17 protein-coding genes and 3 pseudogenes are annotated in these 20,410 nt (G+C 65.8%); 4 read left to right on the top strand and 16 right to left on the bottom strand.

The window, feature by feature from the left end; all coding sequences use genetic code 11:
- Position 1 precedes the first annotated feature (1 nt).
- From uxuA to ACVWZ4_RS19400, 3 genes are all read right to left on the bottom strand, one after another.
- Positions 2-1,192: a mannonate dehydratase gene (gene uxuA / locus ACVWZ4_RS19410; RefSeq protein ID WP_456740967.1), complete on the bottom strand. Its 1,191-nt coding sequence runs from the start codon at positions 1,190-1,192 to the stop codon at positions 2-4.
- Between the two features lie 13 nt (positions 1,193-1,205).
- On the bottom strand, positions 1,206-2,255 hold the full coding sequence (locus tag ACVWZ4_RS19405; RefSeq protein ID WP_456740966.1) for an L-idonate 5-dehydrogenase: 1,050 nt from the start codon (positions 2,253-2,255) through the stop codon (positions 1,206-1,208).
- A gap of 61 nt (positions 2,256-2,316) precedes the next feature.
- Positions 2,317-3,126, bottom strand: a complete 810-nt coding sequence (locus tag ACVWZ4_RS19400) for a FadR/GntR family transcriptional regulator (RefSeq protein WP_456740965.1) — start codon at positions 3,124-3,126, stop codon at positions 2,317-2,319.
- A 132-nt stretch (positions 3,127-3,258) separates the two neighbouring features.
- Between ACVWZ4_RS19400 and ACVWZ4_RS19395 the strand changes: the two genes are divergently transcribed.
- The 3 genes from ACVWZ4_RS19395 to ACVWZ4_RS19385 all read left to right on the top strand — a co-directional run bounded on the left by ACVWZ4_RS19395 (position 3,259) and on the right by ACVWZ4_RS19385 (position 6,209).
- Positions 3,259-4,728: a mannitol dehydrogenase family protein gene (locus tag ACVWZ4_RS19395; protein ID WP_456699243.1), complete on the top strand. Its 1,470-nt coding sequence runs from the start codon at positions 3,259-3,261 to the stop codon at positions 4,726-4,728.
- Positions 4,729-4,817: 89 nt separating this feature from the next.
- Positions 4,818-5,225 (top strand): nuclear transport factor 2 family protein, encoded by a 408-nt coding sequence (locus ACVWZ4_RS19390; protein WP_092239955.1) that lies wholly within the window; start codon positions 4,818-4,820, stop codon positions 5,223-5,225.
- A 126-nt stretch (positions 5,226-5,351) separates the two neighbouring features.
- The gene (locus ACVWZ4_RS19385) at positions 5,352-6,209 is read left to right on the top strand and encodes an SDR family oxidoreductase (RefSeq protein ID WP_456740964.1); all 858 of its coding nucleotides are present in this window, start codon (positions 5,352-5,354) and stop codon (positions 6,207-6,209) included.
- A gap of 41 nt (positions 6,210-6,250) precedes the next feature.
- On the opposite strand, the pseudogene ACVWZ4_RS19380 reads toward ACVWZ4_RS19385, so the two are convergent.
- A pseudogene (locus ACVWZ4_RS19380) lies at positions 6,251-6,508 on the bottom strand (dienelactone hydrolase family protein); the annotation flags it as partial.
- 1,007 nt (positions 6,509-7,515) lie between these two features.
- Positions 7,516-8,580: a ketopantoate reductase family protein gene (locus ACVWZ4_RS19375; RefSeq protein WP_456740963.1), complete on the bottom strand. Its 1,065-nt coding sequence runs from the start codon at positions 8,578-8,580 to the stop codon at positions 7,516-7,518.
- Between the two features lie 357 nt (positions 8,581-8,937).
- On the opposite strand from ACVWZ4_RS19375, the gene ACVWZ4_RS19370 reads away from it, so the two are divergent.
- A complete protein-coding gene (locus ACVWZ4_RS19370) occupies positions 8,938-10,449 on the top strand; it encodes a helicase HerA domain-containing protein (protein WP_456740962.1) in 1,512 nt (503 codons plus the stop codon).
- A gap of 140 nt (positions 10,450-10,589) precedes the next feature.
- Here ACVWZ4_RS19370 and ACVWZ4_RS19365 read toward each other — a convergent pair.
- From ACVWZ4_RS19365 to ACVWZ4_RS19315, 11 genes and pseudogenes are all read right to left on the bottom strand, one after another.
- Positions 10,590-11,258, bottom strand: a pseudogene (locus ACVWZ4_RS19365) (TonB-dependent receptor plug domain-containing protein); the annotation flags it as partial.
- Positions 11,239-12,255, bottom strand: a complete 1,017-nt coding sequence (locus ACVWZ4_RS19360) for a HoxN/HupN/NixA family nickel/cobalt transporter (protein ID WP_456742237.1) — start codon at positions 12,253-12,255, stop codon at positions 11,239-11,241. The gene ACVWZ4_RS19360 and the pseudogene ACVWZ4_RS19365, both read right to left, overlap by 20 nt.
- Positions 12,256-12,557: 302 nt before the next feature.
- On the bottom strand, positions 12,558-13,298 hold the full coding sequence (locus tag ACVWZ4_RS19355) for an ABC transporter ATP-binding protein (protein WP_456736130.1): 741 nt from the start codon (positions 13,296-13,298) through the stop codon (positions 12,558-12,560).
- Complete coding sequence (locus ACVWZ4_RS19350; protein ID WP_456699247.1) at positions 13,295-14,143, bottom strand: ABC transporter ATP-binding protein; 849 nt, start codon at positions 14,141-14,143, stop codon at positions 13,295-13,297. The genes ACVWZ4_RS19355 and ACVWZ4_RS19350 overlap by 4 nt, the downstream gene beginning before the upstream one ends.
- Positions 14,143-15,966 (bottom strand): ABC transporter permease, encoded by a 1,824-nt coding sequence (locus tag ACVWZ4_RS19345; RefSeq protein WP_456699248.1) that lies wholly within the window; start codon positions 15,964-15,966, stop codon positions 14,143-14,145. The genes ACVWZ4_RS19350 and ACVWZ4_RS19345 overlap by 1 nt, the downstream gene beginning before the upstream one ends.
- A gap of 53 nt (positions 15,967-16,019) precedes the next feature.
- Complete coding sequence (locus tag ACVWZ4_RS19340) at positions 16,020-16,655, bottom strand: ABC transporter substrate-binding protein (RefSeq protein ID WP_456790307.1); 636 nt, start codon at positions 16,653-16,655, stop codon at positions 16,020-16,022.
- A 67-nt stretch (positions 16,656-16,722) separates the two neighbouring features.
- Positions 16,723-17,178 (bottom strand): annotated as a pseudogene (locus ACVWZ4_RS19335) (ABC transporter substrate-binding protein); the annotation flags it as partial.
- A 33-nt stretch (positions 17,179-17,211) separates the two neighbouring features.
- Positions 17,212-17,790: an alkylhydroperoxidase domain protein gene (locus ACVWZ4_RS19330; protein WP_456740961.1), complete on the bottom strand. Its 579-nt coding sequence runs from the start codon at positions 17,788-17,790 to the stop codon at positions 17,212-17,214.
- A 14-nt stretch (positions 17,791-17,804) separates the two neighbouring features.
- A complete protein-coding gene (locus tag ACVWZ4_RS19325; RefSeq protein ID WP_456740960.1) occupies positions 17,805-18,413 on the bottom strand; it encodes a CMD domain protein in 609 nt (202 codons plus the stop codon).
- A 28-nt stretch (positions 18,414-18,441) separates the two neighbouring features.
- Positions 18,442-19,476: a putative FMN-dependent luciferase-like monooxygenase gene (locus ACVWZ4_RS19320; protein ID WP_456740959.1), complete on the bottom strand. Its 1,035-nt coding sequence runs from the start codon at positions 19,474-19,476 to the stop codon at positions 18,442-18,444.
- Between the two features lie 127 nt (positions 19,477-19,603).
- A complete protein-coding gene (locus ACVWZ4_RS19315; protein WP_456740958.1) occupies positions 19,604-20,398 on the bottom strand; it encodes a MetQ/NlpA family ABC transporter substrate-binding protein in 795 nt (264 codons plus the stop codon).
- Positions 20,399-20,410: the final 12 nt, after the last annotated feature.

Raw genomic sequence — 20,410 nt, 5'->3', positions numbered from 1 at the left:
TCTAGCTATGCTCGATCGCCCGGATCGCGCCTCGCAGTTCGGCGAGGCCGCGGAGCCGGCCGATTGCGGTGTAGCCGGGATTGGTGCGCTTGGTGGCGACGAGATCGTCGAGCATGCGATGGCCATGATCGGGGCGAAATACAATTTCTTTATCCGCTGACCGCCGCGCGTTCTCCTTCAACAGCGCCTTCAATACCGCGACCATATCGACGTCGCCGTCGAGATGATCGGACTCATGGAACGACAGTCCATCCGCCTCGCGCTTGGTTGCGCGCAGATGCGCGAAGGCGATACGGGGACCGAAGCGTTCCGCCATGGCAGGCAGATCGTTCTCGGCGCGCACGCCGAGCGAGCCCGTGCACAGGCAGATGCCGTTGGCTTTTGACGGCACGGCGTCGAACAGCGCCTGGTAGTCCTCAGCCGTGGAAGCGATGCGCGGCAGGCCGAACAGCGGACGCGGCGGATCGTCCGGGTGCAGCGTCAGCGAGACGCCGAGCTGCTCGGCCACCGGCGCCACGCGCGCCAGGAATTCGGCGAGATGCTGCCGCAGGATTCTTGGCGTGATGTCGCGATAGGCGTCCAGCTTGTCGCGGAATTCGGGAATGGTCATCGGCTCGGTGGTCGAGCCCGGCAATGCGCTGGCAATGGCCATGATGAGATAGTCGATATCGCCCTGGCTCATCCGGTCGAACAGCTTTTTGGCACGCGCCTGCTGCGCGGGCGAATAGTCCTGCACGGCGGCCGGGCGCTTCAGGATATGCAGCTCGAACGCCGCAAACCGCTCCTGGTCGAAACGCAGGGCGCGAGCGCCGTTCGGCAGCTCCCATTCGAGATCCGTGCGGCACCAGTCGACCACAGGCATGAAATTGTAGCAGACGATCTTGATGCCTGACGCGGCCACCGCCTCCAGGCTCGCGATCCAAGCATCGATCGACCTCGTCGCCTTCCCGCCGAGCCGCTTGACGTCATCGGGGATCGGAATCGATTCCACCACCGACCAGGTCAGTTGCGAGCGGCCGGGCTGGCCGTTCTCGATGAAGTTCTTGCGCTCCTCGACCGCCTTTCGTGTCCAGGCCTCGCCAATCGGCACCTGATGCAGCGCCGAGACGATATCGCTCGCCCCTGCCTGCCTCACGTCGTCGAGCGAGACCGGATCGTCGGGCCCATACCAGCGCCAGCCTTCGCGCATCATTGGCTCTCTCCAATCAATTGGCGGTCAGCACGACCTTGACGCTCTGCGAGCGATCGAGCGCCAGACGAAGGGCGTCCGGCGCCGTCGCGAGCGGTCGCTCGGCGGTGACCAGCGACAGCACATCGACGCTGCCGGCCCCGATCAGTTCCACCGCCGTCATGAATTCGAGCCCGAAGCGGAACGAGCCGCGCAGGTCGATCTCCTTTGCCATCACCGCATTCGACGGCGTAAGAATCTGGCCGCCCGGCAGATTGCCGATCTGCACCACGACGCCGCCGCGCCTGACAATGCCGATCGCGCTGGCGAGACCCGCCGCCGTACCTGAGACCTCGAACGCAACGTCATACGGACGCGACGCGGCCTCGGCCTTCAGACCTTCGTCGCCGCCCGAGACGTTCTCTACGCGGGAAGCGCCGAGCCGGGTTGCGAACGCCAGCGGAGCCGGCGCGATGTCGGCCACCGTGATATCGGACATGCCCGCACGGTGCGCGGCGAGCATCGTCAGAAGCCCGATCGGCCCGGCACCAAAGATGATGCCGCGCTTGCCCTGGATGTTGCCGGCGCGCGCGACCGCGTGCAGGCATACTGCCAGCGGTTCGGCCAAGGCTGCGGCCTGATAAGGGACATGATCCGGAATCCTCACGCACTGCGCCGGGACCGCGTCAAAGTAATTGGCAAAGCCACCCTGCATGTGCGGCGTCTTCGATGCCGAGCCCATGAAGTAGATGTTTTCGCAGAGATTTTGCCGGCCGTCACGGCAGGCGCCACAATGCCCGCACCAGCGCGACGGGTTGACAGCGACGCGGTCGCCGACCTTCAAATTGGCCGCCGAACCGGCGATCTCGAGGACCTCGCCCGAGATCTCGTGACCGAGCACCAGCGGCGACTTCACCACGAAATCGCCTGTCCGGGCGTGGCGGAAGTAATGCATGTCCGAGCCACAGATGCCACCGGCACCGAACTTTATGCGCACCATGCCATCCGCGAGCTTGTCGAGCGGGTGCTCGATCATGCGCAGATCTTCGGGACCGAACAGGGTTGCGGCGAGCGAGGTCGAGGTCATTTGGAAAATCCTATTGCGTCTGCAGCTTCGTTCACTCGCCGTAGAGACGAGCGGTCTAATCTCATCGCCGCCGCGCGCTGCCGCTCTTGGCCTGCACGTCGGACGGTCGTTTTGGCTTCGTTGGCTCAGCCCCGGATCGTGCCGCCCGCTTGCGCGCCGCCGGCACTCCTGCTGATGTTTCGGCGCCAAAATTCTGCGCAAAGCGCTCCTGCGAATGCGCGAGGTGATCGCGCATGGCATCGCGCGCTGCTTTGGGCTGGCCCGCTGCTATGGCATCGCGCACAGCCCGGTGCTCGTCGAGGGCCGTGCGCCACGTCGTCGGATTTTCGAAATAGCGCGCAAGCTGCGCGAAATAGGGATTGAGACGCTGGTCGAACAGCTCGCCGACCACGCGCACCAACACGGCGTTGCCGACGCATCCGGCGATCGCGACATGGAAGGCGCGGTCGTGGACCATCGACGCTTCACCGGGGTACACGACGTTTTCCATCGCGACGAGCGCTGCGTCGATGCGTGCGATGTCGTCCTTCGTTGCCACGCGTGCGGCCTGCCCGGCGATCGCGCTCTCGAGGAATTCGCGGGCGCGCAACAGCTCGAACGGGCCTTCGATGACGGCGGACGGCGCCGGGGTAGCGTCATCGGAATCCGTGACATAGATGCCGGATCCGACGCGGATGCGGACACGACCCTCGACCTCGAGCGCGATCAGGGCTTCGCGCACTGTCGGCCGCGAGATCTTCAGCTGCTCGGCGAGCTCGCGCTCGGTCGGCAAGCGGCTGCCGACCGCGTATTCGCCGCTGTCGATCAGGCTTCGCAATTGATCGGCGACCTGGCGATAGAGCCGTCTCGCCTCCACAGCTTCCAGCGGCACGCTGGCCTCCCCGAAAAGGGCCCACCGGTTGGCGGGTCCCCAATTTTGGAAATTGGTCTGACCAATTGACCGGAGCATTGACCGAGGAGGGCCGCCATGTCAAGCAGCGGCCAAACACAGGGAGAGACGACCATGCGGTTGGACCGCGCCAATCTCGACCGGCTGCCGGCGGCCGTCCGCCGCCCGGCCTATGACCGTTCGCGCGTCACCCCAGGCATCGTGCATCTCGGCCTCGGAGCGTTTCATCGTGCGCATCAGGCCGTCGTCATCGACGATTGTCTTGCCGCGGGCACGACATCCTGGGGCATCGTTGGCGCGAGCCTGCGCAGCCCCGATACGCGGGATGCTCTCGCCCCGCAGGATCATCTCTATACGGTCGCCGTGCGTGCCGCCGAAGGCACCGAGCACCGCATCGTCGGCGCGCTGCTCGACAGCGTGGTCGCGCGCGAGAAGCCGGCCGCGCTGGTCGGGCGGATGGCCGATCCCGCGATCCGCATCGTCTCGCTCACGGTCACCGAAAAGGGCTATTGCCACACGCCGCAGACCGGCGATCTCGACGAGCGGCATCCTGACGTCGTGCACGACCTCAACAATCTCGATGCGCCGCGCTCGGCACCTGGCTTCATCGTGGCGGCGCTGGCGCGCCGGCGGGCGCTGGGCGTTCAACCGTTCACGGTGCTGTGCTGCGACAATCTCGCCGCGAACGGCCACACCGTGCAGCGGATCGTGACGCAATTCGCCGCGCTCCGCTCCAAGGATCTCGGCAAGTGGATCGCCGATACGGCCACCTTCCCCTGCACCATGGTCGACCGCATCGTGCCTGAGACGCAGGAGACCGACCGCGATGCGGTCACCGCGGCTCTCGGGATGCGTGACGCCTGGCCTGTCATCACCGAGCCATTCACGCAATGGGTGGTCGAGGATCGTTTTGCGGCAGGCCGGCCCGATCTCGCCGCCGCCGGCGTCGCGCTCGTCGCCGACGTCAAGCCGTTCGAAGTGATGAAGCTGCGGCTGCTCAATGCCAGCCATTCGGCGCTCGCCTATCTCGGCTATCTCGCCGGTTACGAGACCATCGCCGATACGATGCAGAATTCGCATTTCGCGCGCCTCGCTGCGCGGGTGATGGAAGATGCCGCAGTGACGCTGACGATGCCCGCCGGCACCGATCTCGCCGCCTATCGCACCTCGCTGCTCGAGCGCTTCGCCAATTCGGCGCTGCGTCATCGCACCTGGCAGATCGCGATGGATGGCTCGCAAAAACTGCCGCAGCGCCTGCTCGGCGCGATGCAGGATCGCCTCGCCAGGAATCTGCCGATCGCGACCCACGCACTCGCGGTGGCCGGCTGGATGCGCTACGTCACCGCAACGGACGAGCAAGGCCGCGCCATCGACGTGCGCGATCCCCTCGCCGCCGAGCTTGCTGGCCTGGCGCGCGAGGCCGGTCCGGTGGCCGAACGGCTCGCGCCGGCATTGCTGGGCGTCACAAAGGTGTTCGGGCCGTTCGGGGCTGAGCCGCGGCTGCGCGAGGCCGTGATCGCGGCGCTCGGCCGGCTTTATGCGCAAGGTGCGCAGCACGCGGTGGAGACGCTGGTTCCGGCGTGATCACAAAGTGGGCAGCAATGCTGCATTGCGTTCAAAGTCGTACAGAAGTCGCGCTTGATTTTTGCCGGCCATTGGCTCACGCGGGAGGCATGGCAAAGGACAGCAAGGTCATCGCCGCGAACGCGGCTTTTTACACCGCCTTCTCGACGGGCGATTTTGACGGCATGAAGCAGATGTGGGCGGATGACGACGCCATTTCCTGCATTCATCCCGGCTGGCCCGCGATCATCGGCCACGCCACCGTGATCGGCAGCTGGCGCGACATCCTGCAAAATCCGGAACGCCCGCAGATCGTCTGCGCCGAGCCGCAGGCGATCGTCGACGGTGACAGCGCCCGCGTGCTCTGCATCGAGATCGTCGACGGCACTGCGCTCGCCGCCGCCAACCACTTTCGCCGTGTCGGCGATGGCTGGAGGCTGGTGCATCACCAGTCGAGCCCGATCGCGCAGATTGTCGAGCAAGCCGAGGACGATAGAGCGAGCCACCGGGTGCACTGATCTGCGGTGAAGACTCCTGACAGGAGTGAGCATCGCCCGAATCGCAATAGCTTTTGTCAAAAATCTCTGACGAGCGAGCGACGCGCTGACAGCGCGGACGGGAGCTCCGACCTGCACGGGAGACGCATGCGGCTCTTCATCCTCGGCCTTGGCTACAGCGCCCGGCATTTCGTCCGCAGGTTCGGCGGCAGCTTCTCGCATGTCGCCGGCACGGTACGCGATCCCGCCGAGCGAGACGACCTGGCCGGCATCGAGCTGCACGGTTTTTCCGGCAGCCGTCCGGCTGATGCGACGGTCGACCGTCTCCGCGAGGCAGATGTCCTTCTGACCTCCATCCCGCCCGGCAGCACCGGCGATCCCGCCGTCGCGGTGCTCGGCGATGCGCTCGCGACAAGCCGCCGCAAGATCGTCTATCTCTCCACCATCGGCGTCTACGGCGATCACGCCGGCGGCTGGGTCGACGAGAGCACGCCGCCGCAGTCTTCCCTCGATCGCGCGCGGATGCGCGTCGCAGTGGAGCAGGCCTGGATGGCGACGGCGCACGGCAATGTCGCGATCCTCCGTCTTGCCGGCATCTACGGTCCCGGCCGCAACGCGCTGGTAACGCTGCGCAGCGGGACGGCGAGACGCATCATCAAGCCCGGCCAAATCTTCAACCGCATCCATGTCGATGACATCGCAAGCGCGATCATGGCCGCGATCCGGCATCAGGACGGCGGCACCTGGAACGTCTGCGACGACGAACCCGCGCCGCCGCAGGACGTGATCACCTATGCCGCGCAGCTCATGGGCGTCGCGCCGCCCGCTGAAGAGGCCTTTGCAACCGCGGAGATGTCGGCGATGGCGCGCAGCTTCTATGCCAGCAGCGCCCGCGTCTCCAATGCGAGATTGAAGCGCGAGCTTGGTGTCGCGCTCGTCTACCCGACCTATCGGCACGGCCTCGATGCACTGTGGCATGATGGCGAGGCAAAGCTTGTGCCCTGAGACAAAAGGGCGGCCGATGGGCCGCCCTTTGGAATTCTGCATCAGCTCAACACGCCATATTTCCTGAACCAGGCTTGCGCCTGCTTCCAGCCATCCTCCGCAGCGTCCTTGCGGTAGCTGCCGCGATAGTCGGCATGGAAGCCGTGGGGCGCGTCCGGATAGATCTTGAATTCGGCCGTTTTCTTGTTCTGCTCGAGCGCCGCCTTGAGCTGCTCGACCTGCGCCACGGGAATGCCGGTGTCGGCGCCGCCATAGAGGCCAAGCACCGGTGCCTTCATCTCGGGCGCGAGCTGCAGCGGACCCGACGACGTCGGCTGTCACGGTGGTTTCAATGCTCAATGGTCGATCCTTCCTGATGAGTGCCCAATGTCTTGCCCTGATCCTTCAGGCGACGCATTCGCCAATAATTGACAGCGAAACGCAAATCACCAGGGTGCGAGCTTTCGCCACGGTCAGACCTTGCGAGTCCTGGCCGGCGCCCACTCCAGCATCAGGCTCATCGCGAGAAGCCCGACGCATGTCGCGGCCAACTCACCACGAGTTGCCGCCGGCGCGCTGAGGGCCGAGGCATGGCACGCAATGCGTCCCATGGGGGCGTCACGGCAAGCTCCTCCAGTTCGCATCTTGAATCTCAGGCACGCTTACGCGCTCTCGCGGCTCATTTCGCCCGAGCTTTGCTTGGTCACTCCACCCTCTTCGTCCAAGAGGGTGCAGGGAAGACCGGGTGCCGACCTCGCACCCGCGGTCCGCTGCGCGAGATGTAGCGCAGGAAAAGACCGCACAGCAGCATACAGGTGGTGCCGATCACTCGGCCTTCCCTGCGCGATGGGTTGACGGCTTATGCCGTGCTCTCCCGGGAGCCGAATTCCTTCTGGCCTCCCTCGCCCCGCGAATTGGCGATGCACTTCACCCGGTTGGGCTCCTTGCACCTCCGCGACAGGCTTGACCGTAGCGACGACGGCCGGAACCACACGGTTTTGCCGTACGCGCGCTCATCTGATGCCACAGGGTCTCGCGGCAGTGTGCACACGCGCCGCAAGAATGTTGGCGAGACGAACATCACAGCGCCGTTCGTCCGCACGCGGTTTCGGGCTCACAGGGACTACCCGCCCTGCCCGCACCTCTCGTGCCGACGCTGCCGCGTCCACCGCATCCCCGGCCGCAATTCGTGACGACGTACGATCGCCCCTCAAGGATGAGCCCGGGATGGGCGACACATACGCTATTTCCGAATTTCGGTAAAGGGGAATATTTCCGCCGACGCGGCTTGACAGCCCGCGCCGCTGTTTTGCCCGTCGGGGAGGCTTTACTGCGCGCCCGATCCGCCCTGCACGATTTTCTCGTTCAGCTTCTGGTCGACGATGTCGACGGTACGGTCGATCTCGACATTGGGCGTGCCGAGTTGATGCGAGATCAGCTTCACCAGCAGGTCGACGCGCTCGATGAACGGCGCGCCGCTCGCAACCGCGCGCGCCGCCGACGACGGCTTCAGCAGGCTTTCCGCAGCCTTGGCGTATTTCGCGAACGGCACCTGGTCTTCGGGATCGGCGCCGAGACGGCGGGCGATGGCATCGACATGGTCGTAGATCGTCTGCGAGCGTGCGAGATCGCCGTGCACGGCGTCGCGGATCGACTGCGGATCATTCGGCGTGATGCAGCGATAATTGCCGGTGAGCAGCATCGACCATTTCGCCAGCGGCACGAACAGTGACGAGAACACCTTCAGCTTCACCGGCACGTCCTTGCCGTCGAGCGTCACCGCGTCGATGTCGGCCTCCAGCTCGCGCAGCACCTTGTTGTGCGTCTCGTCGGCGAAGGCCGAGGCCTTGAAGTTGGTGGGCAGGCCGACGTGCAGCACGTTCGCCGCGTCCTCCGGCGGACGGAAGGCCTGCGGGTCAGGCGAGCACAACGTCACCAGGCCGGGCTCGAACCGTTCCCACACCTGCGCATTGGTGTAGGCCTCATCGAGATCCATGTCTGATAGCGCCGGGATGCGCTTGAGATAAGGCAGCGGCGGCATGTTCATGATCGACAGGCACGGCAGCTTCGCCGCGGCGATCTTGACCATCAGCATGCGGACGGTGTGGTTGGTGTATTGCGGCTCCTGCATCGCGAGGCCAACCATGTCGTAGCGGGCCAGGTCGACATTCTGCGGGGTCACGGCGTCGAGCTTGCCGGGCAGGTCGCGCGAGAAGATCGCGCGGTGCACCGCCTCGTCGCGCAGCTTGATGCGCACCTCGGTGCCGTCGCGGTTGATCAGCTCCGCGGTCCTGGCGCGGCAGACCAGGGTCACGTTATGCCCGGCCATCAGCAGCTTGGTGCCCAGCAGGGAGCCGTAAGAAGCCCCCAGAATCAGAATGTTGCGCGCCATGTTCGGCCCCCTCGATATCCGTGTGAAATTTTTCAGCCCCGGCCATCGTCCGCAGGTGCGTTGCAGCATGTAAGGCAGACGGGGGGAGGATGACAACTGGGATAATGCATACAAAGACGCGCCCGATATTCCATCACATGGAGAGTCGGCGCAGCGGCCTTGCATTGACTGCGGTTTAACCGAAATTCAGATCGATCGCGCACCGCGCCTTCAGTCCGGTCCGCACTTCTACGGCCTTCAAATCCCAGGTAAAATTCCGCCGTGGGCAACGCGGGGTGTTCCTGCGTGTTTCGCTCGACGCATCCCGATCCGATTGATAAGCCCCTTGCCGCTGATGATGGGGCTTGAGTCGGGGACATGACGGTTGCGATCGAGATCGGGCTGACCACGGCGGGCGCCGGGGCGGCCATGGACCTCGAGGAACTCCTGGCGACCCGTCTCCTGGTGCAGGGCAATTCCGGCTCCGGCAAGTCGCATCTGCTCAGGCGCCTGCTGGAGCAGAGCGCGCCCTGGGTGCAGCAGGCCATCATCGACCCCGAAGGTGATTTCGTTACGCTGGCTGATCGCTTTGGGCATCTCGTGATCGCCGCCGAGGATCATACCGAGCGCGGCCTTCAGGTTGCCGGCGAGCGCGCCCGGCTGCATCGGGTCTCCACCGTGCTCAATCTCGAAGGGCTGGATGCCGAGAACCAGATGCGGCGCGCGGCAGCCTTCCTCGGCGGCCTGTTCGACGTCGAACGCGAACATTGGTACCCGATGTTGGTGGTCGTCGACGAGGCGCAGCTGTTCGCGCCGGCCGTTGCGGGCGAAGTCTCAGACGAGGCGCGCAAGCTCTCGCTCGGCGCCATGACCAATCTGATGTGTCGCGGCCGCAAGCGCGGACTTGCCGGCATCATCGCGACGCAACGTCTGGCCAAGCTCGCCAAGAACGTCGCGGCCGAGGCCTCGAACTTCCTGATGGGCCGCACCTTCCTCGACATCGACATGGCGCGTGCCGCCGATCTGCTCGGCATGGAACGGCGGCAGGCGGAAGCCTTTCGCGATCTCGAACGCGGGCAGTTCATGGCGCTGGGACCTGCGCTGTCGCGCCGCCCGCTGCGGCTGAACATCGGCCCGACCGAAACCAGCCCGCGCAATTCGACGCCGCGGCTGATGCCGCTGCCGGAGGCGACGCTTGAAGATGCACGCGCGGTGATCCTGGCCGCGCCGCCGCCGGATGCCAGCCGGCCGCAGCGCCGGCCCGCGCCCGACCTGCTCGAACAGCTTCGCGCGGCGAAGGCGGCAGCGCCTGAGACCAGCCCCGAAGTGGTCGATATCCCCGTCAGTGCCGAGGAACTCGCGGAGCGGCGCGAGCGCGTGGATCGCACGTTGCGCGCCGTGCTGGCCGCGCCCGATGCCGGTTTCCGCGCCATCGGCGTGCTCTATCAGGAATTCGTGGTCCGCTGCCGCATCGAAGGTCTCGGTGCGTCCGTGCCCGACTTGAGCGAATTCCGCCGCATGCTGACGCATGCGCGCGCCGGGCTCGGCGCAGAGATCGCCGAGGACGATGCCTGGCAGGAAGTGACGCTGCGCGCCTCGATCCTGCCCGACGACATGCAGGGCGTGTTCATGATGATCGCGCGCGCCGCGAAGGAAGGCTGGCCCTGCCCCGGCGATGCCGCGATCGCCCGCGCTTACGGCTCGCATTCGCTGCGAAGAGCCCAGCGCCTGCTCGGCTACATGGAGGAGCAGGGCCTGATCGTGGTCCAACTCGACGGCGGCGGGCGCCGGTTCGTCACGCTGGTGGAATTGGCCTGGGCCACTGCGCCTGGTGATCCCAATGGCGACGATCAGCCGGCGGAGCAGGTGGCGGGCGCTGCGTCGGCCTGATCGTATAACCACGAAGAAGATGCGCTCCCTCTCCCGCTTGCGCGAGAGTCAAGGAGACCGCGGCACTAGAACGCCCCAGCCACGGTGAGCCGAAACGTCAGTGGCTCGACCGGGTGCAGCACGTAGTCCATCACGCCATTGCCGAGCAGGCGGCGATAGCCAAAGCTGCCGACCGTCAACTGCGCAAGGCCCCTTTCGGTCCGGTCGATCAGGCCGATATGGATGCTGCCGACCGAGGCGAAATCGCCTTCGTCAGCGAAGTATGGCCCCTTGCGCACGTCCATCGCGCCGATGGTTTCCGGGATCAGCCAGTTCAGATCGGCATAGCCCTGGCCATGCGCGTGGGTACGCATGTTGACGGGGACGCCGTCGACGGTGATGGCGAGATCGGTGCCATGATCGAGATTATAGCCGCGCAGAAAATACTGGTTGGCTTTGCCTTCGCCGGAATGCTGGGTGGCGATCAGCCCCGGCACGGCTTCGAGCGCCTCACCCGGACGCGTAAATGCGCGCGCGTTGAGCTCCTCGCCGGAGATTGTGAGTTCGCTCGCCATGCTCGGCGCGCCCGTTGGGCCGGAGGCAACGCCAACCGCCGCTGGTGGCGGCTGCATGAGGACAGGGCGCGGCGCCGCAGCCGGCCTCATCGTGCGTCGCGAAGGCGACGGCTTCTTTCGATGCGGCGCCTCGCCGCCGATCACCTCAATCGGCGGCAACTCGCTCTGCGGGAAGGCGTTGCCGGCATAGGTGACAAGAACGACAGCCGGGAGCGCCGCGAGAACGACGCGGCGCTCAGGCCGCCTCGGTCGCATCGAGACCATCGGCGCCTCGCGCATCCGCAAACATGCGGCGGTAGAGCACGCTCGAGACGAGCCAGGCGATTCCGAACAGCGCGATCACAGCGAAGCCGACGTTCGCGAGCGATTCGTTGAGGCCATTGACCAGCGCCCACACGCCACCCGAGAGACCCAGCCGATCGGCGATCAGGCCAAGCGCCTCGATGCCGCCGATGAGCAGCGCGACCGCCACGGAGGCGCCTGTTATGGTGAGGTTGTACCAGAGCTTGCGCATGGGATCGACGAAGGCCCAGCGATAGGCGCTGACCATCAGTGCGGAGTCGGCGGTATCGATCAACGCCATGCCTGATGTGAACAGCGCGGGGAAGACCAGGATATCGGCAAGAGATGCGCCGCGCGCGGCTTCGGTAGCGGAGATGCTGAGCAGGCCGATCTCCGTCGCGGTGTCGAAACCGAGCCCGAACAAGAGGCCGAGCGGAAACATGTGCCAGGGTTTCGTCACCAGGCGGAACATCGGCCCGAGCAGCCGTGCGAGAAGGCCGCGATGGGCGAGCAGCGCCTCCAACCCCGCAGCGTCATGAACGCCCTGCTTTCGCGCCGTGCGAAACGTCCGCCACAGGCCGGCGAAGATCGCGAGGTTGATGGCGGCGATCACCAGCAAAAACAGCGCCGACACCGAGGTGCCGATCAGGCTGCCGATATCCTTCAGCAGGCTGTCGCCGCCAAGGCCGACGACGCCGAGCGCGAGCAGCATGGTTGCAACCACCACGACAGTGGAATGGCCGAGCGCGAAATAGAGGCCGACGCTGCGCGGCGCATCGCCTGATTGCATCAGCTTGCGCACGACATTGTCGATCGCCGCGATGTGGTCGGCATCGACGGCGTGGCGCAGGCCGAACACCCAGGCGAGCAGCGCGGTCGCCATCACCGCTGGCCGGTCGCCGAACGCCGCAAAAGCCCAGGCCCATGCGGCGATGTTGACCACGACAAGCCCGCCGAACAGCAGCACCATTCTGGGCTCGGCCGCCCGCACAGACACAGACCATCTCGTCACGACACGTATTCCCGCCGCACGCCTTCATTCCGCCAATGGTATGATCTTTTCAGAAATTTATCACACTGACCAGCCCCGGCTGCCACGCGATCACCGCATATGCGGATTTGCGGGAGGCCGTCATGCCCGGGCTTGTCCCGGGCATCCACGCCGTTGGCGCAGCAAACACAGGCGTGGGTGGCCGGGACCTAGGCGAGCGGAAGCGACGCCGTCCTTCGGACGGCTATGCCCGGCCATGGCGATGTGGGCAGCAGTGCCCTTTACGCCGCCTCGGAGCCGCCGAGATAGGCATCGCGCACGCGGGGATCGTCCTTCAGCGCCCGCGCTGCGCCCGAGAGCACGATCTTGCCGGTCTGGAGCACATAGGCCTCGTGGGCGATCTCGAGCGCGAGGCTGGCGTTCTGCTCGACCATGAAGACCGAGACGCCCTCCTGGTTGATGGTGCGGATCAGCTCGAGCACGCGGTCGACATAGAGCGGCGACAGGCCCATGGTCGGTTCGTCCATCACGATCAGGCTGGGACGGCTCATCAGTGCCCGCGCCATCGCGACCATCTGCTGCTCGCCGCCGGACAAGGAGCCCGCGCGCTGCGACAGCCGCTGGCCGAGCCTTGGAAACAGCGTCAGCATCCTGTCGAGATCCCGCGCCACCGCATCGCGGTCGTTGCGCACGAAAGCGCCCATCAGGATGTTTTCGCGCACGCTCATGTCCGCGAACAGCCGCCGCGCCTCCGGCACCGAGGCGATGCCGCGGCGGACGATCTGCGGCGTGGTCAGCCCGATCAGCGAGGCGCCGTCGAACGTCACCTCGCCCGAGCGCGGCTTCACCAGGCCCAGAATGATCTTCATCGTCGTCGACTTGCCGCTGGCATTGCCGCCGAGCAGGCACACGATGTGGCCGCGGCCGACCGTGATCGACAGGTCGAAATGCACCTGCGCCTGGCCATAGAACGTGTTGACGTTGGACAACACCAGCAGAGGTTCGGGTGCGCTCGTCGTCATGCCGCGCTCTCCTGCTCTGCCCCGCCTGACAGGCCGTGGCCGAGATAGGCTTCGATCACCTTGGGATCATTACGCACCTGTTCGCCCGGCCCTTCCGCGATCTTCCGGCCCTCGTCCATGACGATGACGCGGTCGGACAGGCGCATCACCATCTCCAGCTTGTGCTCGATCAGGAGAATGGTCAGCCCTTCCGCTTTCAATTCGGCGACAAGCGCCTGCATCTCCGCGGTCTCGCTCGGGTTCATGCCGGCGGTCGGCTCGTCCAACAGCAACAGGCGCGGCTTCAGCGCCAGCGCGCGCGCAATCTCGACGCGGCGGCGGTTGGCGTAGGAGAGGCTGTAGGCGGGCTGATCGATCCGCGGCAGCAGCCGCTCGCCGAAGCGCGCGAGAATGGCTTTGACCTCTTCGCGTAGCCGCTCTTCCTCTGCCTTGACGCCGGCTGGCCGCAGCAGCGCCAGTCCCAACTCGAGCAGCGGTCCGATGACAGGCACCGCGGGCTTCACCGCACGCAAGCGCGTATGGGCGCCGATCAGGACATTGTCCATGACGCTGAGATTGCCGAAGACACGGCCGAGCTGGAACGTGCGCGCGATGCCCCGCGCGGCGAGCCGTTCGGGCGAGAGACCCGTGATGTCCTGTCCTTCAAAGTTGACAGTGCCTGCATCCGGCCGGTCGAGCCCGGTGACGAGATTGAACAGCGTCGTCTTGCCGGCACCGTTCGGGCCGATGATGCTGACGAGCCCGCCCTTGGCGAGATCGAGATCGATATTGTCGACCGCCGTCAGGCCGCCGAAGCGGCGCGTGAGCTCGCGCAGGGACAACAGTGGTTCGGTCGCCTCCGCCATCAGATCGTCCCCAACAGGCCCTGCGGCCTGAACCGCACGAGCAGCAAGAGGACGATGCCGTAGATCAGGATGCGGTACTCGGCCGCGATCCGGAAGATCTCGGGCAGGCCGACCAGCGCCACCGCGCCGACGATGGCGCCGACGACATTGCCGAGGCCGCCGAGGATCACGACGGTCAGCGCGAGGATCGATTGCTGCGTGTTGAAGGTCTCATGGTTGATGTAGGAATAGAGATGCGCGGCGATGCCACCGCTGACGCCCGCGGCAAACCCGCCGAAGATGAAGGCCAGCGATTTGTAGCGATTCAGGCTGATCCCATAGGCGCGCGCGGCAATGTCGTCATCGCGGATGGCGCGAAAGCTGCGGCCGAGATGCGAGCCGAGCAGGCGCGCCTGGAGCAGCGCCAGCACGACCATCACCGCAAAGGCGAACCAGTATACCGAGGCCGGGCTGATCAGATCGTAGCCGAACAGCGACAGCGGCGGGATACCGGAAATGCCGATGGGCCCGCGCGTGACGCTCTCCCAGTTCAGGATCACCAGAGACACGATCTCGCCGATGGCGAGCGTCGCGATCGAGACGTAGTGCCCGCGCAGGCGGAACGAGGGCGAGATCAGCAGCGTGCCGAGCGCGGCACTCATCAGGCCGCCGGCGATGATGGCGAGACCGACGGGAACGTTCAAGGTCAGCGACAGCAGCGCAGACGTATAGGCGCCGATCGCAAGCAGCGCGGCGTGGCCAAGCGAGACCTGCCCGATCGTGCCGGCGACGAGCGTGAGGCTCAGCGCGAGCATGCCGAGCAGCCAGGCATTGATCAGCGTCTGCAGCACGTAGAAGGACACCGGCAGCAGTGGCAGGCTCGCGAACAAGGCGACCGCGACAGCCACGCCCCAGCGCGGAATTCGCACCGGCCGGCTCGGCGCGATGAAGGTGCCGGTCAGCGGCTCCGGCGGCGCCTGTCGCGCGCTGGCGAACAGGCCGTTCGGGCGCAGCACGAGAACGAGGACGAGCAGCAAGAAGGCGAACAGGTTTCGGTAACTGGTACCGAACACGGCGACGCCGTAGCTCTCGACCAGTCCCAGCAACAGGCTTCCGACCACCGCGCCCGGCACGTTGCCGGCGCCGCCAACGACCTCGGCGACGACGCCCTTCAGCGTCGCCTGCAGGCTCATCGCGGTGTCGATCTGGTTGTAGTACATGCCGACCAAGAGGCCCGAGACGCCGCCGAGCGCAGCCGCAATGCCGAACACCGTCTGGTTGACGCGGTTGACGTCGACGCCCATCTGCATCGCCGCGTCGCGGTCCTGCGAGGCCGCACGCACCGCCCAGCCGAGCTTGGTATAGCGCAGAAACACGAACAGCAGCAGCGCGCTGGAGATGCCGACGCCCGCGATCAGGAGATCAAGGGGGCCGATGGTGCCGCCGCCGACCTGGAAGCGGACATCCGGCAACTGGCTCGGCAACGCGCGCGGATTGGGCGAGAAGCTCAGCATGACCAGCTGGTCGAGCACGAAGCTGATGCCGATCGTCGCCAGCAGCGGCGCGATCCGGACCGAGTTCTGCAGCGGGCGTAGACCAAACCGCTCGATGATCAGCCCGACCAGCGCCGCCACGAGCGCGACGAAGATGATGGTGAGCGGCAGTGGGGTGTGCAGCTGCACCACCGCGACCCAGCCGATATAGGCGCCGACGAGATAGATCGAGCCCTGGGCGAAGTTGATCAGCCGGCTGACGCCGAAGATCAGCGCGAGCCCGACCGCAACGAGGGCGTAGACGTTACCGACGATCAGCCCGTTGATGGTGTAGTCGAGCCAGGAAGACACGCAGGGTTCCTAATGAAGGGAGAAAGGCCGAGGCCGGCGCCCCGGCCATCATGTCAGGTCGGCTTGCCGTCCCAAAGGGCGAACTGACCCTTGCGCACGACGAGCTCGGCATTCATCGCGCCGTTGATGCGACGGGTCGCGACGTTGAACGTCGCGCTGCCGAAGATCACGCTCGGGACGTCCTTGACCTTGGCGAAGGCATCGCGGATCGCCTTGCGGTCGGTGCCGCCGATCCTCACCACGGCGGCTGCCATGTTCATGGCGTCATACGCGTAGGCGTTGAAGGCATCCGGCTCGAGCCCGTTGTACTTCTTCTTGAAGCCGGCGATGAATTTCTGCACCTCGGGCCGGGGGTCCTCCGGGAAGTAGCGCGTGCCGACATGGACGTCCTCGACAGCTTCGCCGCCCAGCTCCAAAAATTTCGGCGAGTAGACCGAACTTGCGGCGCAGATCACCTGCTTCAGCCCGACCTGCCGGGCCTGGCGCGCGATCAGGGCACCATCGGAATAATAGGAGATCAGGATCAGACCATCCGGGTTGGCATCGCGCACGCGCACCAGCGTGGAGCGGAAGTCGCGCTCCTCGGCGATATAGCCCTCGGTGATGACGATCTCCGCGCCATATTCCTTGGCGGCGTTGTTGAAATAGTCGCGGCTGGTGCGGCCCCAATCGGTGTTGAGATGCAGCACCGCAAGTCCTCTTCAGCCCCAGCTTCTTCACCGCATAGCGCGCCAACAGCGGCTGCTCGTCGGCCTGGCTGACCGACGTGCTCCACATGAAATCGCCGCCCTTGGTGAAGTCAGGATGCGAATTGGTGAAGCCGAACTGCACGAGACCGCCGCGCTGATAGATCGGCGAAGCCGCCATGGAAGCGGGGCTGGAGAAGTCGCCGAGCTCCATGACGATCTTGGGATCGGACACGAATTTCTGGGCGATCGCCACCGACTGGCGCGGATCGCTTTGGCTGTCCTCGAACTGATAGGCGAGCTTGCGGCCGTTGATGCCGCCGGCGGCCTGGATCTCGTCGAGCGCGAGATCGAAGCCCTGCTTCCATTGCGTGCCATATTGCGCGTTCGGCCCCGTGAGAGGACCGCTGACGCCGAGCAGGATGGGATCGGTGCTGTCGGCGAAGGCAGCGCGCGAGAGCGCTGTTCCTGCGACTGCGGCGGCGAGCGAGCCCTTGACCAGGGTTCGACGATTGATGTTGCTCATGCACGGCTCCATCCACTCAGGTGTTGAAACAGATTACTTCGAAGGCTCGCCGAGCGACAGCATCAGCCGGTTGGCCCAGTTGAAGAACGAGGCGCCGTTGATGACGTCGACGATCTCGGTGTCGTCGAGGCCGACGCTGCGCAGCTCCGCGATATTGTCGGGGCCGAAGGCGATCGGCGTCGACGCCAGCGCCACCGAAGCCTTGACCACGGCGTTCCAGCGCCCGCCGAGATCGGCATTGACGCCTTCGTCGAGCAGCTTCTGAACGTCATCGCGGCGCTTGGAATAGGTGCTGGCGAAGCGCGCATGCACCGAGGCGCAATAGATGCAGCCGTTGTAGCGCGAGGTCGCAGCCGCTGCGAGCTCGCGCTCGGCGCGCGGCAGGCCGTCCGCGACGTTGTAGAAAATGTCCTTGTCGGTCTTGGTACGGGCTTCCAGAACCTCGGGGTCCCGCACCAGCAGGCGGAAATATTCCGACTTGGCGCGGGCGCGATCGACCAGGCCAGCATAATGCCGCTCGGTGAGATCTGCCTCGGGCAGCGGCTCGATCCAGGAGACCCAACCGAGCTCATCCTGGGTGAAGACGACGGGCGGATTGACGGTGGCGCTCATGATGCAGCCTCCCCTTATGCGTTCGCGTTCGCGGCCGCGAGCGTGCGCAGGCCGCTGACGACCCGCACCTGGAACGACAGGAACGCGACGAGTTGCGAGAAGGTGACGATGCCGGTGTTCGACCAGCCGGCGGCCAACAGCGCCTTCATGTCAGTAGAGGCCGCGTCGCGCGGCCGAAACACCAGCAGGTGCGCGTGCTCGAGCGCCGCGGTGAGCCTGTTGCCGAGAACGGACTTGCCCGCCGCGCTCACGCGATAAATCAGACCAGCCGTGTTCTCGACCGACAGCGGGCCGGCCGGATACGAGCCATAGGGACCCGACGTCTTGCCCCGCGCGATCTCGGCGTCAACGGCATCGAGCAGGGCCGCTCCCCCCGTGCTCGTCGCAAGCTTGTCGCGATAGAAGGTCGCAACGGGAGATTCGCCATGCAGCCCGGCCACGAAAGCTGCGACCGCCGCGCGTTCGAGCAGCGAAAAGTCGCCGGCATCGATCGGCTCGAACAGCGAGAGATAGCTCTTCTGCGCGTTCTCGCGCGCTTGCAGGCGCTTGGCGCGGATGGCGTCCAGCGCCGATCCCGGTTGGATGCCGGCCAGTTTGTCGATGATATCAGTCGTCACCATCATTCAGCCTCGTGCAATTCCCTCAATCCGGCTAGCCAGCCAGCGCCACGTCGGGCGCGGTGCGGGCCCAGCCCAATGCCGGCGCGACCTTTTCTGCGACCAGCTCGATCGAGCGCAGGACGTAGGGATGCGGCGCATCGACCGAATGGACCTGGAACACCAGATCAGTCACCCGCTCCAGCGTCGCATCCGTGCGCAGCGAGGCAATGACCTCGTCGGCGCCGCCGACATGGGTGTCGAACGCTGTGATCATCTCCTCCAGCGTCTCGCCGGGAGCAAGGTGACCGCTCTTCATGAACTGCGGCAAAGCGCGCCGCAGGCCGATATCCGCAAGCCGCATCGCCTCGCGATGCTCATCGGCGACGAACACGCTGCGCGAGGCCATGATGCGCGGCTCGGCGCCCCTTGGCAGCGCGGCGAGATAGGCATCGATGATCGGGTTCTGGATCTCGGCGAGCGTGGCCGTCGGCGCGTCCTTGGCCCGCGGCTGGGTGCGCGACAGCAGCAGGCCGTCGCCGGCCTTGCCGGCGCGCGCGCCGCCCGCCACCGAGAATGTCGCCTGCCAGATGCGCTTGTCCAGTTGCGGCCGCTGCGGATAGAGCGTGTCGCCGCCGTCGAGCTGCTTGCCGGTCAGCGCCCTGCGGACGACCTCCAGATTGCGCGCAAATATCTCGTTGCGCTGGGTGCCGTCGAGGCCGAACGCGGCAAAGGCCGACGGATTGCCGCCGGTTCCGACGCCGAGCTCGAACCGCCCGTTGCAGAGCAGATCCAGCACCGCGGCGTCCTCCGCCACCCGCACCGCGCTCTCCAGCGGCAAGGTGACGATGCCGGTGCCCAGGCGGATGCGCGAGGTTTGGGCTGCGACATAGCCGAGGAAAGTGAAAGGCGACGGCAGTCCGCCCTCCCGCTCGTGAAAATGGTGCTGCGCGATCCACGCGGAATCGAGGCCGGCCTTCTCGGCGCGGACGATCTGCTCGGCAGCGAAGCGATAGCGTTCCGCCGGGGGGGCTTCATCGAGAAGCCGCGTGAAAAATCCCAGGCGTTTCAAGTTTGCAAAACGTTTCATACGACCCCTGTCGGGCGAGGATGGTCCTCGATGATGTCGGTTGCTGAGGCGTAAGACAAGCGGGCAATGCGCAGGGCTGCCCGCCGCGACGGCGCCTCCGCGCCGGACCCCCGCTGGGCAGAACTGCCTACCAGCTCGGCAGCACCGCGCCCTTGAACTTGGCGAGGACGAACTCCTTCACCTCGGGCGTATGGTAGCTGTCAACCAGGATCTTGACCCAAGGCTTGTCCTTGTCGGCGCTGCGCACCGCGATCAGGTTGACATAGGGACCCTTGGGGTCCTCGCGCAGGATCGGGTCCTTGACCGGATCGAGGCCCGCCTGGGTTGCATAATTGGTGTTGATCGCGGCCGCGTCGACGTCGTCGAGCGCGCGCGGGGCCTGGGCCGCGTCGACCTCGATGAACTTCAGCTTCCTGGGATTCTCGATGATATCGAGCACCGTCGGTTTGAAGCCCACCCCGTCCTTCAGCTTGATCACGCCGTTGTCGCGCAGCAACAGCAGCACGCGGCCGCCATTGGTCGGATCGTTGGGGATCGAGATCTTGCCGCCGTCGGGAATATCGGCGAAGGCCTTGTGCTTCTTCGAATAGACGCCGATCGGGAAGTTCACGGTGAGGCCGACCGACTCGATCTGGTAGCCGCGATCAGCCTTCTGGTTGTCGAGATAGGGCTGGTTCTGGAACGAATTGGCCTGGATGTCGCCGGCATCGAGCGCGGCGTTCGGCACCACATAGTCGGAGAATTCGATGAGCTGGATGTCGAGGCCCTGCTGGGCCGCGATCGGCTTCACCGCCTCGAAGATCTGCGCATGCGGCCCGGGCGTCACGCCGATCTTGATGGTCTCGGCGGAGCTTGCTGCCGACCATGCGGCAAGCGCGGTTGCGATGATCAGGGCGGAACGAAACGACATCTTGGTCTCCATGACTCAAAAGAC

The organism is Bradyrhizobium sp. USDA 4472 (assembly GCF_054058595.1).
Note: the sequence above shows the minus strand (reverse complement) of the source record. Positions and strands in the feature narration are given on the sequence as shown.

What these genes read in the sequence shown, in the direction of transcription:
- uxuA (WP_456740967.1), bottom strand. Translation starts at nt 1,192, where the DNA reads ATGATGCGCGAAGGCTGGCGCTGGTATGGGCCCGACGATCCGGTCTCG.
- ACVWZ4_RS19405 (WP_456740966.1), bottom strand. Translation starts at nt 2,255, where the DNA reads ATGACCTCGACCTCGCTCGCCGCAACCCTGTTCGGTCCCGAAGATCTG.
- ACVWZ4_RS19395 (WP_456699243.1), top strand. Translation starts at nt 3,259, where the DNA reads ATGCGGTTGGACCGCGCCAATCTCGACCGGCTGCCGGCGGCCGTCCGC.
- ACVWZ4_RS19390 (WP_092239955.1), top strand. Translation starts at nt 4,818, where the DNA reads ATGGCAAAGGACAGCAAGGTCATCGCCGCGAACGCGGCTTTTTACACC.
- ACVWZ4_RS19385 (WP_456740964.1), top strand. Translation starts at nt 5,352, where the DNA reads ATGCGGCTCTTCATCCTCGGCCTTGGCTACAGCGCCCGGCATTTCGTC.
- ACVWZ4_RS19375 (WP_456740963.1), bottom strand. Translation starts at nt 8,580, where the DNA reads ATGGCGCGCAACATTCTGATTCTGGGGGCTTCTTACGGCTCCCTGCTG.
- ACVWZ4_RS19370 (WP_456740962.1), top strand. Translation starts at nt 8,938, where the DNA reads ATGACGGTTGCGATCGAGATCGGGCTGACCACGGCGGGCGCCGGGGCG.
- ACVWZ4_RS19360 (WP_456742237.1), bottom strand. Translation starts at nt 12,255, where the DNA reads ATGGTGCTGCTGTTCGGCGGGCTTGTCGTGGTCAACATCGCCGCATGG.
- ACVWZ4_RS19355 (WP_456736130.1), bottom strand. Translation starts at nt 13,298, where the DNA reads ATGACGACGAGCGCACCCGAACCTCTGCTGGTGTTGTCCAACGTCAAC.
- ACVWZ4_RS19350 (WP_456699247.1), bottom strand. Translation starts at nt 14,143, where the DNA reads ATGGCGGAGGCGACCGAACCACTGTTGTCCCTGCGCGAGCTCACGCGC.
- ACVWZ4_RS19330 (WP_456740961.1), bottom strand. Translation starts at nt 17,790, where the DNA reads ATGAGCGCCACCGTCAATCCGCCCGTCGTCTTCACCCAGGATGAGCTC.
- ACVWZ4_RS19325 (WP_456740960.1), bottom strand. Translation starts at nt 18,413, where the DNA reads ATGATGGTGACGACTGATATCATCGACAAACTGGCCGGCATCCAACCG.
- ACVWZ4_RS19320 (WP_456740959.1), bottom strand. Translation starts at nt 19,476, where the DNA reads ATGAAACGTTTTGCAAACTTGAAACGCCTGGGATTTTTCACGCGGCTT.
- ACVWZ4_RS19315 (WP_456740958.1), bottom strand. Translation starts at nt 20,398, where the DNA reads ATGGAGACCAAGATGTCGTTTCGTTCCGCCCTGATCATCGCAACCGCG.